Raw genomic sequence first — 17,211 nt, 5'->3', positions numbered from 1 at the left:
TCTCCTCAGTGCACCAGCGCACCGATCATGCGCACGGGACGCTTACGCGGGAACACCCGCTCCAGCCAGACGGCAAAGGCCGGCAGCACGGTCATGGCCATGACCATGTTGACGATGAACATGAAGGCCAGCAGCTTGCCCATGTCAGCCTGGAACTTGAGCTCCGAGAACGCCCAGGTGGCCACGCCCACGGCCAGGGTGATGGCGGTGAAAATAGTGGCGACACCCACCTCGAGTAGCGCGCACTCGACCGCCTTGGTAATCGACTGGCCATGGGCCAGGTGCAGTTGCAGGCGATTGTAGATATAGAAGGCATAATCAACGCCAATGCCCACCGCCAGCACCATCACCGGCAAGGTGGCGATGGTCAGGCCGATCTGCAGTTCCTTCATGAACCAGTAGCCAATGAAAGTGCCGATAGTCAGCGGCAGGCAACACACCAGGACCGCTCGCAGGTCCCGGTACACCACGAACACCAGCAATGCGATGGCGGCATAGACATACAGCAGCATGGGGGTTTCGCTTTTTTCCACCTCTTCGTTGATGGCGGCCAGGACGCCGGCGTTACCGGACGCGAGGCGAACCGAAATGCCTGGCATCGGGTACTCGCTGCGAAACGCCTTGGCGGCGTCCACCACTCGGTTGATGGTGGTGGCCTTGTGGTCTGCCAGGTACAGGTGCACCGCCGACATGTTGCAGTCGGTGCGCATCAGCCCGGGCGTACGCGCCACCTCGGTGGCCAGCGCGGCGTAGTTCATCGGGTCGATGGGCACCGCCGCCATCTTCGGGTTGCCTTCGTTGTAGCCCTCGTTGAACTGGCGCATGTTGGTGGAGAAAGACGCGACCGACAGGACACCGGGCACCCCCTGCATGGCCCACACGAAGCGATCCTGGTACTGGCCCAGGGCGACATCCTCGCAGGCCACCTGGCTGCCTTCGCTGGAAGCGGCCTTGTTGACTTCGAACACCACGCTGAGCCAGTCCAGACCTATGTCGTAGTTGCTGGCGATGGAGACCGCATCGCGATTGAAGCGCGAATTCTCGCGCAATTCCGGCGCGCCCGCCTGCAGCGTGCCAACGACACGGTCATGGCTTTGCCAGATCGCCACCAGGAACACCACCAAGGCCGCGCCAAGCACCCACTGCGCCTTGCGCGGTTCGGCGAGCCGGGCCAGGCCACGCAGCCAGCGGGTGCGCCGCTGCCGGGAAATTTCCTGGGCGGCCGCATACTTGTCATCGACACGTAGCAAGGACGCCATCAACGGCAACATCACCAGGTTGGTGATGATCTTGTAGGCCACGCCAAGCGAGGCCGTGATCGCCAGCTCTCGAACCATCGGGATCGGGATCAACAGCAGCGTCACGAAGGAAACCAGCGCGGTCACCAGCGCCAGCGTCCCGGGGATCAGCAACCCCGTGAAGCTCGAACGCGCCGCCGCTTCGGCGCTCTTGCCGATGGCGATCTCGCGGACGATGAAGTTGATTTGTTGCACGCCATGGGACACCCCGATGGCGAATACCAGGAAGGGCACCAGCACCGCCAACGGGTCGAGCCCGTACCCCAACAGGCGCAGGCTACCGAACTGCCACACCAGAGAGGCCAATGAACAGACCAGCGCCAGCAGCGTGAAGCGCAGCGAGTGGCAATACCAGTACACCGCCCCCGCCGTCAGCAGCAACGCCAGCAGACAGAACTCCAGCACGGCTGAAGCCCCGTCAGCAATATCACCGATCTGCTTGGCGAAACCGATGATCTGGATTTCGAAATCGCCATCCTCGAATTGCTGGCGGATCTCTTTCTCCAGCCTGTGGTTGAACGCCACATAGTCAAGGTGCGCGCCATTGGTGTCGTATTCGTTGAGTTCCACCGTGATCATCGCACTGCTCTGATCCCGGGAAACCAGCGTGCCGATGAAACCACCCTGGGCGGTGGAGCTGGCGATCGTCGCGATGACCTGGTCATCCAGGTGCTCGGGCGAAACCGTTCCTGGTACCAGTGGGTCAGCGCGAAAACCTTCTTCGGTGATTTCGTTGACGAAGGCATTGGGCGTCCACAACGAACGCACGCTGCTGCGGGAAACCCCCGGGAGGAAGGTCACCGCCTGGGTGACGTCATACAGCCGTTTCAGGCCCGGGGCGCTCCAGATATCGCCCTGTCGGGCCTTGACCACGATGGTCAGCCGGTTCGCTCCCAGCAGGTCGTTGCGGTAGGCCTCGAATGTCTTGATGTATTCGTGGCCTACCGGCAATTGCTTTTCGAAGCCTGCATCCATACGCAGTTGCACGGCGAACCAGCCCATGATCAGCGTGAACACCGCCAGGGTCGCCAGCACCAGACGACGATGCCCGAACAACACACCCTCGACACGTGACAGCAGGCCAGGTGCCGGAGCTTCGGATAACTTTACAGAACCGTTCACGGCGGGCCTCACAAGGTGCGGGAAATCGCAACGCCGACATAGTCGCGGTCACGATAAAGCTGGTCGTAGGGCGTGTCGCCGCCCATGAACTTTGCGTAGTTGAGGGAGATCTGCCAACTGGCCGGGTTTCGCACGAAGTTCAGATACAGGTTCATGCTGCTCGCGTCCTCGGTGAAGGTCGCACTCAGGTTCGGCGTCCTGCCCCCTAGCGAGCGCGAATAGAATACACCTGGCGTGACCTGCCAGCCCGGCAGCAAGGTGCCGTCATAGGTCAGGCTGAAGTCCAGGTTGATGCCAGAGGACGTCTTGTCGCCACGGGGCTTGGGCGCTGTCGCAGGGTCCAACTGCCAGGTATTGAGCCCCGCAGCGAGTGGCTCGCCATTGACCTCGTCATGCAGCCCTGGGTATTTGATGACCACAAGCTCGGACAACAAGGTGCCCGTGCTGGCTCCGGTGAAGTCGAGCAGCGTCGGGGAGTTGGAAGGCGTGAAGCTGTACAGGCCGGTGAGGTGCCACTGGAACTTCTTTTCGTCCTTCCAGCATTTGCCGCCATTGCTGGAGCACAGGTCGATGACCGGGTTGAGCATGACCGAGTCCTTCGGCCGGTACGAAAGCTCCGTACCGACGGCCCAGTCACCGATCGGCATGTTGGCACTGATGCCATACATCATTCGGTCTTCCTGGTATTCCCAGGTGGGGGCAGCGGCGAAGGTGTCCGGGTCAAGAATGGCGACGCGCAATGACGGCAACTTGTCGTGATAACGCATCACGTAGAAGCCGTAGTTTATGTCGCTGTCCTCCGGTTGCCAGCGCAGCGAAAGGCCCCACTGGCCGCTGTCGCGGGCGTCCTTCTCGGAGAACCCGTAGTCCCCCCTGCCCTCGCCCAGCGCGTTGTTGGTGGACCAGTAGCTGCCCACCGGCGGCAACTCGCTCTTGTTCCAGCGGAACTGATAGTAGGCCTCGACGTTAACACCCGAGCCAAGGCCCGAAGCGACACTGAGCATCGGCGCGGGCAGCACGGCCTCCTTGAGCTGCACGCCGGGGCGCGCCAAGGCCTGGTAGTCGTAGGCGTTGGTGTTGTTGATGCCACCGGCCACGAACAGGCTTTCGCCCCAGTTGATCACCTGGTTGCCCAGGCGCGCACGGACCCGCTGCCCGCCCATGTCGAAGCCTTTGCTCACCCACAGGTCCAGCAGGCGAGCCTTGAAGGCGAGGTCGTCGCGGGCGTCGTCACTCAGCCCGTTGCTGCCGACGCTCTCTGGGGTGTTGAACGACAGCGTGCCGGTGGTATCGGTGGCAGCGAAGTCGCGGATCCAGGTCCCGCGCGCCATGAAGGTGAAGTCCTCGGGCATCTTCAGCAACAGCTCATGGGTACCCTTGAGGTAGTTGGTGAACATGTCGCCGCGGTCGTAGTTCAGGTCGCCCTGGTCCGCCACGCCGGAACTCTGCGCCAGGCAGCCGGAGGGCACGTTGTGCCCGGTCGGCCCCTGGTTGATCAGGTTGCAGGCCCGTGACTCGGTACGCAGGCCCATGCCTGCGGTGATCGTGGAGTCGAAGGAGCCATTGAGGGTTTCGGTTTCAAATGTGAACCCCATTGCCAGTGGGGTTGCGCACACGATGACAAGGCCTGATGCTTTCGTAATTATTTTTTTCATGTGGGCTCTCGATCTGGCGTCGGTTTAGCGCTCGCTGATGGCTCGCAGGTTGTCGGAGGTGAAGAAGTCGCGTTTCAGGCGAGGGTTGCCACTGTCTTCGGTGAGCCAGCGAATATCGTTCTTGCCCGCGCCGATCGAGGTCATGTCGAACAGGTAACGATGATCGGCGAGGTTGTACTGGACCTGGGCCTGCACGTCGCACGCGCCGATCTCGTAGACGGGGATCGAGAACCCTTCACGCACCTTCCAGATCTGCCCTTGCTTGTCATAGTCAACGGCCAGCAACGGGTTCCAGCTGTCCTCGTCGATGTAGAACAGGCGCTTGGGTGCCTGGTGGCGCATGCCCTGGCGAACATTGGCCTCGACGACCCAGACACGATGCAGTTCGTAGCGGCGCGACTGTGGCGCGATGGAATCGTCGCCAGCGAAGCTTTCCACCTTGGCTGCGGTGTCATAGGCGCCAAAGGCGTTGTACGGCACCAGCAGCTCCTGCTTGCCGATCAGTTTCCAATCGAAGCGGTCCATGGCTCCGAAGAACACGTTCGCCTCATCGACGGTGTACTGGTTGTCCAGCCCGATCTGCGGAGCGTCGTAGGAATACGATGGCATGCGCCTCACCCGACGCTGGCCGGGGAAATAGTAGAAGGTGCTGGCCTGCTCGCCTGCTACAGTCGTCTGCACACCAGCCTGGCCGGCCAGCGCCGCTGGCTCCCGGTAACTGGAGAACGTGGCGTTTTCCAAGCGGCCAATGGACGAAAAAAGTGCACTGCCTTTCTTTCCCCAGGGCGTAAAGAAAAAGGTGTCTGACGACTGGCGTAACCACTCCCCGCCCTTGCGCGGTGAAATGCCTGAAATGCTTTTGGGAATTTCGACACCAAGGCCGCGATAGCGCATCTTCATGTTCCACATCACCTCTGCGCCGGTACTGGGCAGAGGGAACGGGATGCCTGGCACATGGGCGTCCTCTAGGGCAACCCCTGTGGAGTCGAGCTTGGCGAAGCCAATGTTCTGCCGCGTGTTATCCGCCACGAAGTCCGGTACGCCACAGGTGCGGCGGGTCGGGTAGACGTCCATGCGATAGCCCGGAATCTTCTTGAACAGTTCGAGCTGGCCGGGGGACAGCTTGCTCGTATACTGCGTCACGCTGTTCGAGTCGATGCTGTAGAGGGGTTTGTCATCCTTGAACTTCCAGTGGTCCCCCCGCACCTGGCCATAGCTCCAGCCCCCCCCTTGCGGCCCCGGAGCAGTCCAGGCCGGAATATCCCCGCTTGAACTAGCGGCCACCTCACCGCCCAGTGGCGTCAGCTTCGAACCCAGCTCCCCCGCCCCCTGGGGTGCGGCCTGTACCGAGCACATCGCGGTCGATACCGCGAGGGTAACCAGCAGATGCCTGAAAATACAGCGGGCGGACATGTCGTCTTTCTGCCCTGTAGATACTTCTTTCATTGGAGGCTCCTCGAACAAAGGGCCTGGACCGGCTACCCGACCATCCACACGGAAATGGGCACCTATCGCAAGCTGATCATTTGACATGATCAATTGACCATGTCAAATGATCAGAAAGCAATCCATATGCCAGAAGTCTCGTGGAATGATTAAGTTAGATAAATCAGGTGTTTAGTCGACAGTGGCGATCTATGTTCATCAGATGCCTGCACCTTAATGGGAAGTAAAGAAACATGTGTTACCAGCGCATGCCCAACCATGATGCATTGCTAGTTATACTTACCCATCGCAAGCTGCCGTTTACATTGAGCAAGCCTTAAATATTTCCATTGAAAACCCAATCATGGAAATGAATCAATTACCCATAAAAAAACCGCCCCTGGAGGCGGTAAAGAAGCGGGCCTATGGCCCGACATGGAGTTACTTCGAATCAAGAAATTGGCGGCATAACGGCGCACCTGCGCCGCTCAATTCAACGAGCATTGAGTAACGCCTCAACTGGGGCACTTCTAGAACGCTGAAGTGCACCATAGGCATAGAACGATTGCACAATCGAGTACGACCAAGTCAAGAAAGCAAAGGTCATGAATACCATCTTTGAGTCGTCACCCGGAATCGGAAAGAAGTCATACCGGAATGCTATCGTTAGCCCCGCCACACCGCCCAAGGTGGTAGCCAGCGCATGCAGAAGCTCTCTGGCACAAACCAGTCGCCAAATGAAATAGGCCAGGTACGCTGTGTACGCCAGCCACATCACCATATAAAAATAAGGCAGGAACTGCTTGAATGAACTCGACATGAAGTAAATGGCTGCAACCGTAAAGCCAGCCAGGAACAACACAATGTCATTCACCGGGGACGGTTTGTAATCGTGCGTTACCGCCATCAAGCCAAGCGTTGCAATAACAGGAATTCCAACGCCCCGGGAAAAAGCATCGAGGAATATGGCAACGTTATAATTTTCCAGCCAGCCCGTAACGAGGAAGATCGCGAAATTCGTCGCGGATATCCCGACAATCAAAAACTCTCCGCCAAGCAGATAATTTCTTCGCCCGAGGAATGCCGCCCCATAATACAGACCACAGATGATTAGCAATATACATGAGCCCAGGATACTCACTTCTATCAGTTCCACGAGAACAGCCTCTCTCAATCTGAGGATCGACATCACACTGCACGTCGAAATCGGCAGCCAATCGGACGACTATTGCAAACCCGATCAGCGGGGAAATACGGGCTGAATTATTTGACCTGCACCGGTAACTAAAGTTATACGAGCAGGTCAGCATGGCCGTGATTAGTCGACCAGAGACCTCAGGTCGCTGTCGATTTTATTCAGCGTTTCCTGAGAAATAAACCCGCCAGAATATTTCGCCGCCGTCACTAAGGCAAAGCCACGGGCCATGCCAATTTGTGGGTGTTTACCGATACCGGGCAGGTGCTTTTCAAGGATCTGGCTCGTAGTGCTGTTATCCAGCAGCTCGCCAACTTTCGAGTCGATTGAGAACGCCATGGTGTCATCTCCTTGGTTGCGCCCAAAAGGGCAGAAATTCAATACGCAGCAGGCTGTGCAAACTCAGGGGCTCAGAAGCCTTTTCCCGCCTCGGAAAACGCAGGCATGCCCAAGAGCTCTTGTGGGTCTCGCATCTGGCCATCAATTTCCACCCAGCCCAGCAGCGTGGAGCTCACACTCCAGCCCAGCAGGCGTTGCATTTCTGCGGGGAGCTGGCGAACCCGTTCAATGGGAATGGAAAGGAAGTGATTTTCTTCGAGGCGCAGGATGGCCAAGTCGTAGGCCATGGTCAGACCAGTACGAGGAGACGCTGTGGTATTGGCGCCACCGCCGTGATAGACCGACCCCAGCCACAACAGCGCAGAGCCTGCTTTCATCTCGGCGGCGATGGTTTCTTCCTGGGTCGGCCCGCGCTCGTCATCCCATTGATGACTGCCTGGAATAACGCGCGTGGCACCGTTCTCTTCGGTGAAGTCCGAGATGGCCAGCATGATCTGCAGGCGGGCCTCGCGCCCGAACTGGGGATGTCGCCACAGCGAGGTGGCATCGTCGCGGTGCAGGGGCTGAAGGCCTTGGCCCGGGCCGATCTGAATGGCCTGGGTAATGCTGAGTTGAATGTCAGGTGCCATCTCGATGCGGTCGCTGCCCACCCAGACATGGGTCGGTGTCTGCAGGATCTGCCTGGCCGCGCCGATGAACAACGGGTTAAGTGCCACCTCCACCGCCGTGTCGCTTCGCCCGATGATGCGACCGATACGACGGGTCTGCATGCCTGCGAAATAGGGGTCTTCTCCGCAGGGCGTGACATTCAAGTAGGTGTCCAGCTCTTCGGTGAGGCACTTGAGCGTCTCTGGCGAGACGAAATTAGCAATGATGACCCCGCCGTCACGCCGAATGATTTCCACCACTTGTTCCACCGACGCATCACTGCTGACCGTCGAGAGTTTTTGTGTATCCATCTGCCTTCTACCTGTCCGGTTTTTCATTGTTCTATCCAGCGAGCCCAGGCAACCGCCTCGTCCCACCGGCGCAACCACCACAGCAACCTTTTATGCCGCTGCCGAAGCCCGTAATGATCTGCTCGGCATTGCCATGATTATTGAATATAGTCATTTGATCAAGTCATTTGATCTGGTTTTTTTACAACCTCGCCACTGCCCCGGCCTCGGTGAGGTACGGCAGTCAGCATCTGCCTCTGGGCAATGGCCACATACCGACGGCAAGACAGCAGACGGAAAGGGTTGCATCGACTCATCTCATGGATTGGGCCATGACTTTGCGATAGCATTCGTCACCGCCGACGCCGGACCCGGCGGTTGGCGCAAGGCCAAAAGGGGAGAACGCTGAATGGCTCGGATAGGCGCGGAAGAACGCAGACAGGATTTCATTGAAGCGACCATCAAGGTGATCGCAGAACACGGCATAGCCAACGCCACGACGCGGCGCATTGCTGCAGCGGCAGATTCGCCGCTGGCCTCGCTGCATTACGTTTTTCACACCAAGGAAGACTTGTTCTATGCGGTCTACGAGTCCTTGATCAACATGCCGCAGCAATCGCTGCAGGCTCCGGCAAACGCTCTCCCCGCCGAATCGGTAGGGGAAATGCTGCGCCAGTTGGTCAAGTGGTTCATCGCACACCCCGAGCGGGCCATAACCCAGTTCGAGCTGTTCTTCTGGAACCTGCGCAATGACCCGGAAATGGCAGCGAAGATCTATACCGTTTCCATCGAAGCCACCCAACAGGCCATCCAGAAGGCGACCGGCGATGCGCTGGATCAGGCCGCACTCACCACAGTCAGTCGGCTGCTCATCAACCTTTTCGATGGTTTGCTTCTCTCCTGGACCGCCCACGGCAACCTCGAACGCCTGGAGGCTGAGACAGAAACGGCTTGCCAGGCGGTTAAGCTGCTGGTGGCCAGCTACTGAGACGTCATTCAGATTGCCGTGGTCCGGTGTGACACGGCAATCCGGTATCCATAGGGTCTGACAGACAAACGGACTGTCGCCTCTTCCCACACAAACCCACATACGCCCTGTCATAACGACGCCAAAACCTGGAGTCGTCCGACGCGCAATACCCCCTACCCCAATCCCACCAGGTTCAAATCGTCCCAAAAAAATTGCTTCTCGGTGCATTTTGCACCTTGCCCCGGGTAATCTGTCGTCTCATCATGGTCAAATGATCAAGTCAAAAGATCAGCCCTATAACACAATAATGGGAAGCCCTATGTCCTCGCACACTGCTCTTCCGGTTGAGCCACTCGATATATTGATCATGGGAGCCGGTGTGTCTGGCATCGGCGCGGCCGCCTATCTGCGACGCCATCAGCCTCACAAGACCTTCACGATTCTCGAGTCCCGTGAGCGAATGGGCGGCACCTGGGACCTGTTCCGCTATCCCGGCATCCGCTCGGACTCCGACCTGTACACCTTCGGCTTCGACTTCAAGCCCTGGACCAAGGCGAAATCCCTGGCGGACGCCGCAGACATTCTCGAGTACCTGCGTGAAGCGATCGACGAGCATGAGCTGGAATCCTTGATCCAGTACAAGCAGAAAGTCATCTCGGCGAACTGGCAAACGGATAAGGGCTTGTGGGCGGTGCGGGTGGAGGACGGTCACCTGGGGCAGGCCCGCACAATCGAATGTCGCTGGCTGTTCAGCGCGGGCGGCTACTACAGGTACGACCAAGGATTCAGCCCCCGCTTCGAGGGAGCCGAACAGTTCAAGGGGCAGATCGTTCATCCGCAACACTGGCCAGAGAACCTGGATTACACGGGCAAACGTGTCGTAGTGATCGGCAGCGGCGCGACGGCAGTGACCCTGATTCCGGCGATGGCGGACAAAGTCGCCAGCATCACCATGCTGCAGCGTACGCCCTCCTACATCATCAACCAACCAGCCAATGATGCGATTGCGGCGTTTCTGCGCAAGGTCCTGCCCGAGCAAACCGCTTACTCTCTGACACGCTACAAGAACGCCAGGATCACCCTGGCCTTCTGGGCCTTCTGCCAGCGCTTCCCCAAGCTTTCCCGCAAATTGCTGCTGTGGCTGACGCGCAAGGAGCTGCCGAAAGGCTACCCGGTCGACGTCCATTTCAATCCGCCCTACAACCCTTGGGACCAGCGTTTGTGCACGGTACCTGAAGGCGATCTGTTCAAGGCGATCAGCGCGGGTAAGGCCGACATCGTCACCGACCATATCGAGCGGTTCACCGAATCCGGCCTGTTGCTGAAATCCGGCAAGGCGTTGGAAGCTGACATCGTAATTACCGCCACGGGGCTGAATGTGCAGATGTTCGGGGGGATCAGTCTGTACAAGGACGATAAGCCAGTGGTGCTGAGCGACACTCTCGCCTACAAAGGAACCATGCTATCCGGTGTACCCAACTTCGCGTTCGCGGTGGGCTACACCAACTCCTCCTGGACCCTGAAAGTGTGCCTGCTGTGCGATCACTTCTGTCGCTTGCTGGGTTTCATGGACAACCACGGCTACAACGTTTGCGAACCCCGGGCGCCAGACGGTATCCAGACCCGTCCTCTGCTGGATTTCGGTGCCGGTTATGTGCAACGCGCCTTGGACAGCATTCCGCGCCAAGGGCCAAGCGAGCCCTGGGTGATGTCGATGGACTACTTCCGCGATACCAAACTCCTGCGCCGCGGCGCTGTGGCTGACAAGTGCCTGGCGTTCTCCTCCGTACCCAGCACGCCCCTGCGCGCGAACGTCGAGCTGCAACAACAGGGTAGCCGCGGATGAGCCCCGATCGCTTCTGCGAACTGCCTGGCGAGCGCCCCCTTTGCTATCGCAGCCACGGGTCCGAATCAGCGCCAGCGGTGATGCTCATCGTCGGCCTGGGGCTGCAATTGACCTACTGGCCGCAACCGATCATCGCCGGCCTCGTCGAGAGGGGGTTTCGCGTCATCACGCTGGACAACCGCGACTCGGGCCGGTCGTTCTTCACCGACGTGGTGCCTCCCACGGCCATGCAGCAGTTCTTGCGCAAGCGCACCCCCGGCTATGACCTGGGTGACATGGCCAACGACGTGATCGGGCTCATGAACGGCCTGAACCTGGCAACGGCGCACGTGGTGGGTATGTCGATGGGCGGCATGATCGCCCAGACCCTCGCTGCCCGTTACCCCGAGCGTATCAGGACGCTCACCTCGATCTTCTCGACCACCGGATCGCTGCGCGTCGGCCAGCCAGCGTTGAAATCCATTCGGCAGCTGCTGCGCCGCCCGCCGCGCAGCGAGCAGGAAAGCGTTCGCGACTACCTGGACATCATGCGCCTGATCGGCTCGCCCCTGGAGTGGAATGAGCCCGCCTTCCGTGACTATGCCCTGTTGGCCTGGGAGCGAGGCGGTGGCGAGGCCAGCAACATCGGCACGGCCAGGCAGATCGGCGCGATCATCAATTCCGGCGACCGCACCCAGGAACTGCAACGGATTCGTTGCCGGACCCTGGTCATCCATGGCGATGAAGATCTCATGGTCGCGACCAGCGGCGGGTACGCCACGGCTGCAGCTATCCGTGGTTCCAGCCTGGTGCTGCTGCCCGGGATGGGGCACGACTTCCCGCCTTGCCTGTCCGGCACGCTGCTGTCCCTGCTGGCAGGACACATGCTGTAGCGCGATCACCCTTTCAGGGGCGTGCAGCTTGGCCGCCCCTCTTTTTCCCCCCGAAGGAGGCCTTTGACCACAGCTTCAAGCAAAACCCACAACAACAAAATGCTGGCTTGCGCGAAATGCCAGGCCACACATCACCCGCTCGAGCTGTTATCCACGGCCTGGCGCAAGTGCTCCTCTACTGCCCTTTCAACAATGACAACAATTGAGCAAGAGGTACGTATGGACTTCAAGTTTTTACTCCCCAGCAAAGTTGTGATGGAACCTGGTCTGCGCGAGCGCACCGGTGAACACCTGCACTCACTTGGCCTGGCCCGCGTGCTCATCGTGACCGATCCTGGGGTCAAGGCGGCGGGCCTGCTGGACAGCGTCTACGCCAGCCTGAAGAAGGCAGGCATCGCCTTCGAGGAAGTGTCGGATATCAAGGCCAATCCGCGCAGCGAGGACGTCAATCAGATCGCGCAGCGATACCGCGGCAAAGGTATCGATGGCTTGCTAGCCATAGGCGGTGGCAGTGCCATGGATGCGGCCAAGGCCATCAGCGTACTGCTCAGCCATGAGGGTCGGATCGAGGACTACGAAGGGTCGTTCACGCTCACCCATGCCATCCCGCCTATCGTTGCCATTCCGACCACGGCTGGCACCGGCAGCGAAGTAACCTGCTTCTCGGTAATCACCGACACCGCCCGTCATTACAAGATGAGCGTGCATGATTACCGACTCGGGCCAATTCTGGCCTTGCTTGACTCTCATATCCTCGACACGCTGCCCGCGTCGATTGCCGCCGCAACCGGCATGGATGCCCTGACCCACGCCATCGAAGCCTACACCTGCCGCGTGTCGAACCCCATCAGCGACGGCCTGGCGCTGCATGCCATTCGCCTGATCAGCCAACACCTGAGGCCCGCCGTGCTGGAACCCGGCAACCTGCACGCCCGCGAGCAGATGCTGGCGGCCAGCCTGATCGCCGGCATGGCCTTCGGTAATGCGGACGTAGGTAGCGTGCACTGCATTTCCGAAGCCATAGGTGGCATGTACGACACGCCACACGGCGTGGGCAACGCGATCTTCCTGCCCTTCGTGTTCGGCCATAACCGCGATGCCGACATCATTCGCCACGCGCAGGTCGCCTACGCACTGGGCATCGACCCCAACCTCTCGCCGGCCGAGGCCTCCGAGGCCGCCGTCGGCTACCTGTTCCAGATGAGCAAGGACCTGGGCATCCCCCGCTTCGCCGAGGTGAAAGGCGTGCGCGAGGAAGACTTCCTGGCCATCGCTGAAAAGTCGAAGAAGAACTTCTCCGATGGCAGCAATGCGAAGGAGATGACCGTGGAAACCTACCGTGAAATCGTCGCCACTGCTTACCACTTCGTAGCGTGAGGGCTGCCAGTCATGAGCGAATCAACCCCCAGCGCTTCGCTGAAGCGCACCCTGGGCCCGTTTTCGGTCCTGCTGTTCGGCCTGGCCTTCCTCGCCCCGTTGATCGTCTTCGGCACCTATGGCGTGATCTCGCAGGCCAGTGGCAACACCACGGCGATGGCCTACCTGATCGCAGCGACCGGCGTGGTGTTCACGGCGTTGAGCTATGGCCGGCTGGTCAGGGTGTTCCCGGTGGCCGGGTCGGCCTACACCTATACCCGCAAGATGCTCAGCGCCAACCTCGGCTTCATGGTGGGCTGGGCCGCCCTGCTCGATTACTTCTTCATCCCGATGCTGATCTGGCTGCTCGGCGCGAGCTACCTCAACATGGCGTTTCCAGAAGTGCCGCAGTGGGTGTGGATCGTCGGGTTCATCGTCTCCACCTCGCTGCTGAACGTGCTGGGTATCCAGGTTGCCAACCGTTTCAACGTGCTGTTGATGGTCGCGCAACTGGCCATCATCGTCGTGTTCATCGGCCTGTGCGTGCACTACATCGTCGCGGCCAACGGCCCTGGCGGGCTGTTGTCGGCCAAGCCGTTCTTCAACCAGGATGTGCCCTTCGCCACCAGCATGGCCGGCGCCGCCATTGCCGCGTACTCGTTCCTGGGCTTTGACGCGCTGTCCACGCTCAGCGAGGAAACCCGCGACCCGGGCCGCACACTGCCGCGCGCCATCCTGCTGGTCGCGTTGACCGGCGGGGCGGTCTACGTCGGCTCCTCGTACTTCATGTACCTGGCGCACCCCTCCCCCACCTTCGAGTTCGTGGACGGAGCTGCCTTCGAGATCGCCCGCATGATCGGCGGCGACCTGTTCTTCGCCGTGGTCCTGGCGGGGATCATCATCGCCCACTTCGCCGCAGGCATGTCATTCCAGGCCAGCGTGGGCCGGCTGCTGTACGCCCTCGGCCGGGACAACCAACTGCCACGCAAGCTGTTCGGGGCGTTGCACCCTCGCTACAAGACCCCGGTCTTCAACATCCTGCTCTGCGGCATTTTCGGCACCGCAGGTTTTGGCCTGACGATCGCCACCGCGACGTCCCTGGTCAATTTCGGCGCTTTTCTGGCCTTCACCGCCGTCAACCTCTGCGCGTTGCGGCTCACCTTCGACGCACGCGTCAAGGACGGGGCTGGCCTGCTACGCGGCGTGCTCTTCCCACTCATCGGCCTGGTCACGGCCGGCTGGATGCTGGCCAGCCTGGATAAAGACGCACTGATCATGGGTTGTAGCTGGCTCGCCCTGGGCGCGGTTTACCTCGCCTGCCGGACCAGCTTCTTCCGCAACCCAGTGCCTGACGCGCTGGCGTAGCGGCCACCTTTCAATCGAATGCCCTGACGACAACCACAAGGCAAGGCCCTGGCCTTGCCGTTCAATGGCGAGAATCGACATGCAAACCAAACTCTTGATCAACGGTGCCCTGGTGGCCGGCGAAGGCGAAAACCTCGACGTGTACAACCCGTCCCTGGGCAGCGTCCTGGTACAGACCACCGAAGCCAGCCGTGCCCAGGTCCATGCCGCGGTGCAAAGCGCGGATGCGGCCTTCGATGCCTGGTCGCAAACACCGCCCAAGGACCGGGCGGCACTGCTGCTCAAGCTCGCTGACAGCATCGATGCCCAGGCGCCGGTGTTCGCCCGTCTGGAGGCGGACAACTGCGGCAAGCCGTTCACCGCCGTGCTGCAGGACGAACTGCCTGCCGTATCCGACGTGTTCCGCTTCTTTGCCGGCGCCGTGCGCTGCCTGCAGGGCTCGGCGGCGGGCGAGTACATACCGGGGCACACCTCGATGATCCGCCGCGACCCGGTGGGCGTGGTCGCCTCCATCGCGCCGTGGAACTACCCCCTGCTGATGGCAGCCTGGAAACTGGGCCCAGCCTTGGCCGGCGGCAACACCGTCGTGCTCAAGCCGTCGGAACACACGCCGATGAGCACCTTGAAACTGGGCGAGTTGCTCGCCGACATCTTCCCCGCCGGTGTGGTCAACATCGTGCACGGTCGCGGCGCCTCGGTGGGTGAGCCGCTGACCAGCCACCCCCAGGTACGCATGGTGTCGCTGACCGGCTCCGTGCGCACCGGCAGCCGTATCATCGAAGGCACCGCCGACAGCGTCAAACGCATGCACATGGAGCTCGGTGGCAAGGCACCGGTGTTGATCTTCGACGATGCCGACATCGACGCCGCCGTCGAAGGCATCCGCGCCTTCGGCTTCTACAACGCCGGCCAGGACTGCACCGCCGCATGCCGCCTCTATGTGCAGAAGGCGGTGTACCCGGAGTTCGTGCGCAAGCTCGGCGAAGCCGTGTCCAGCATCAAGTGCGGGCTTCAGGATGACCCGGCGACCGAGATGGGCCCGCTGATCACCCAAGAGCACCTGGAGCGTGTCGAGGGCTTCGTGAACCGTGCCAAGGAACTGCCTCACATTGAGGTGGTCACCGGCGGCAAGCGCGCTGCGGGCGGCGGCTTCTTCTTCGAGCCGACGGTCCTGGCCGGCGCTACGCAGGAGGACGAGGTGGTGTGCCGTGAAATCTTCGGCCCGGTGGTGACGGTTTCGCCATTCGAAGACGAAGCCCAGGCACTGGCATGGGCCAATGAATCGGACTACGGCCTGGCCTCGTCGGTATGGACCGCCGATGTGGGTCGCGCCCATCGCCTGGCCGCTCGCCTGCAATACGGCTGCACCTGGGTCAACACCCACTTCATGCTGGTGAGCGAAATGCCCCATGGTGGCGTGAAGCTGTCCGGCTACGGCAAGGACCTGTCGATGTACGGGCTGGAAGACTACACCGTGGTTCGCCACGTGATGTTCAAGCACTGACCGCCCACGACCCAGATAGCCCAGATCATTTTTCAAGAGGTTTGCATGAACAACATCGAGACATTCGAAAGGCTCGAGTCCAACGTGCGGATGTACTGCCGTGACTTGCCGCTGGTGTTCGATACCGCCCAAGGCAGCAAGATCCGAGGTGAAGACGGCCGCGAGTACCTGGACTTCTTCGCTGGCGCCGGCGCCCTGAACTATGGCCACAACGACCCGCGCATGCGCGATGCCTTGATCGCGTATCTGTCGTCCAACGGCGTGACCCACGCCCTCGACCTGCACACCACCACCAAGCGCCAGTTTCTCGAAGCGATCGAGCGCGACCTGTTCAAGCCACGCGGCTGGGACTACAAGGTGCAGTTCACCGGCCCGACCGGTGCCGACGCCGTCGAGGCGGCGTTGAAGCTGGCGCGCAAGGCGACGGGGCGTACCAAGGTCGTCTCGTTCTATGGGGCTTACCACGGCATGACCGCCGGCGCCTTGGCCGTCACCGGCAACCGCACTCGCCGTGGCCCTGGGCTTTCCACCGATGTGGTGTTCGTGCCGTACGAAGACAGCCCCTACGGCGAATTCGACAGCATTGGCTTCCTCGAGCGCCTGGCCAACGACCAGGGCAGCGGCTCGGAGCTACCGGCGGCGGTGATCGTCGAGTCCGTGCAGATCCAGGCCGGCGTCTACCCGGCTTCCAACGAATGGCTGCAACGCTTGCGCAAGTGGACCAGCGATCACGGCGTGTTGCTCATCTGCGACGAAATCCAGGCCGGCTGCGGGCGCACCGGCGACTTCTTCGGCTTCGAGCGCTCCGGGGTGGTGCCAGACCTGATCACCTGCGCCAAATCGATCGGCGGCTTCGGCCTGCCGATGGCGATCGTGTTGATTCGCGCCGGGCTGGATGTGTGGCAACCGGGCGATCACATCGGCACCTTCCGCGGCAATCAACTGGCCTTCTTGACGGCCCAGATCGCGCTCGGCTATTGGCGCGATGAGTCGTTCCTGAAGTTGCTGGCCACCAACTGCGCGGCCATGGAGCGCGCGGTCGCCGGTTTCGCGGAAATTCCTGGCGTCGCCTCCGCGCGCTGTCGCGGCATGATCGCCGGCATCGACTTCGGTCGCGGCAACGTCGCATTCGCCAAGGATGCCCAGCAGCGTGTGCTGCAGGCGGGTGTGCTGGTCGACCGCTGCGGCCCGAACGGCGAAATCATCAAGCTGATGCCACCGGTGAACACCCCGACCGACCAGCTCGAAGAAGGCCTGAAAGCCTTCGGCGAATCGGTCGCGGCAGCGTTTAGCCAGTAACTGCACGGGCCTGCGGTGCGGCCTGTA

13 protein-coding genes are annotated in these 17,211 nt (G+C 60.8%); 7 read left to right on the top strand and 6 right to left on the bottom strand.

Features of this window, described 5'->3' with window-relative positions; genetic code table 11:
- Positions 1–5 precede the first annotated feature (5 nt).
- From VUG52_RS12035 to VUG52_RS12010, 6 genes are all read right to left on the bottom strand, one after another.
- Positions 6–2,420 (bottom strand): efflux RND transporter permease subunit, encoded by a 2,415-nt coding sequence (locus VUG52_RS12035; protein WP_331833017.1) that lies wholly within the window; start codon positions 2,418–2,420, stop codon positions 6–8.
- An 8-nt stretch (positions 2,421–2,428) separates the two neighbouring features.
- On the bottom strand, positions 2,429–4,075 hold the full coding sequence (locus VUG52_RS12030; RefSeq protein WP_331833015.1) for a DUF1302 domain-containing protein: 1,647 nt from the start codon (positions 4,073–4,075) through the stop codon (positions 2,429–2,431).
- Positions 4,076–4,099: 24 nt separating this feature from the next.
- Positions 4,100–5,488: a DUF1329 domain-containing protein gene (locus VUG52_RS12025; protein ID WP_371858537.1), complete on the bottom strand. Its 1,389-nt coding sequence runs from the start codon at positions 5,486–5,488 to the stop codon at positions 4,100–4,102.
- A 505-nt stretch (positions 5,489–5,993) separates the two neighbouring features.
- The gene (locus tag VUG52_RS12020; protein ID WP_139833475.1) at positions 5,994–6,641 is read right to left on the bottom strand and encodes a hypothetical protein; all 648 of its coding nucleotides are present in this window, start codon (positions 6,639–6,641) and stop codon (positions 5,994–5,996) included.
- Positions 6,642–6,818: 177 nt separating this feature from the next.
- Entirely contained in the window at positions 6,819–7,034 is a 216-nt protein-coding gene (locus tag VUG52_RS12015; RefSeq protein WP_054905267.1) for a hypothetical protein, read from the bottom strand.
- A gap of 71 nt (positions 7,035–7,105) precedes the next feature.
- Positions 7,106–7,993 carry a phytanoyl-CoA dioxygenase family protein gene (locus VUG52_RS12010; RefSeq protein ID WP_085663920.1) on the bottom strand — a complete coding sequence of 296 codons (888 nt, stop codon included), beginning with the start codon at positions 7,991–7,993 and terminating at the stop codon, positions 7,106–7,108.
- A gap of 388 nt (positions 7,994–8,381) precedes the next feature.
- On the opposite strand from VUG52_RS12010, the gene VUG52_RS12005 reads away from it, so the two are divergent.
- The 7 genes from VUG52_RS12005 (at position 8,382) to VUG52_RS11975 (ending at position 17,184) form a co-directional block, all read left to right on the top strand.
- Entirely contained in the window at positions 8,382–8,960 is a 579-nt protein-coding gene (locus VUG52_RS12005; protein WP_331833012.1) for a TetR/AcrR family transcriptional regulator, read from the top strand.
- A gap of 301 nt (positions 8,961–9,261) precedes the next feature.
- Positions 9,262–10,788 (top strand): flavin-containing monooxygenase, encoded by a 1,527-nt coding sequence (locus tag VUG52_RS12000; RefSeq protein WP_085663859.1) that lies wholly within the window; start codon positions 9,262–9,264, stop codon positions 10,786–10,788.
- A complete protein-coding gene (locus VUG52_RS11995) occupies positions 10,785–11,660 on the top strand; it encodes an alpha/beta fold hydrolase (RefSeq protein WP_213660803.1) in 876 nt (291 codons plus the stop codon). Before VUG52_RS12000 ends, VUG52_RS11995 begins: the two co-directional genes overlap by 4 nt.
- 219 nt (positions 11,661–11,879) lie before the next feature.
- Positions 11,880–13,037 carry an iron-containing alcohol dehydrogenase gene (locus VUG52_RS11990; RefSeq protein WP_331833011.1) on the top strand — a complete coding sequence of 386 codons (1,158 nt, stop codon included), beginning with the start codon at positions 11,880–11,882 and terminating at the stop codon, positions 13,035–13,037.
- A 12-nt stretch (positions 13,038–13,049) separates the two neighbouring features.
- Entirely contained in the window at positions 13,050–14,381 is a 1,332-nt protein-coding gene (locus VUG52_RS11985) for an APC family permease (protein WP_213660801.1), read from the top strand.
- Positions 14,382–14,460: 79 nt separating this feature from the next.
- Positions 14,461–15,885, top strand: coding sequence for a gamma-aminobutyraldehyde dehydrogenase (locus tag VUG52_RS11980; RefSeq protein ID WP_015270452.1), 1,425 nt, complete (start codon positions 14,461–14,463; stop codon positions 15,883–15,885).
- Between the two features lie 45 nt (positions 15,886–15,930).
- A complete protein-coding gene (locus tag VUG52_RS11975; protein WP_015270453.1) occupies positions 15,931–17,184 on the top strand; it encodes an aspartate aminotransferase family protein in 1,254 nt (417 codons plus the stop codon).
- Positions 17,185–17,211: the final 27 nt, after the last annotated feature.

The organism is Pseudomonas sp. LH21 (assembly GCF_036549575.1).
GTDB classification, from domain to species: Bacteria; Pseudomonadota; Gammaproteobacteria; order Pseudomonadales; family Pseudomonadaceae; genus Aquipseudomonas; species Aquipseudomonas peradeniyensis.
Note: the sequence above shows the minus strand (reverse complement) of the source record. Positions and strands in the feature narration are given on the sequence as shown.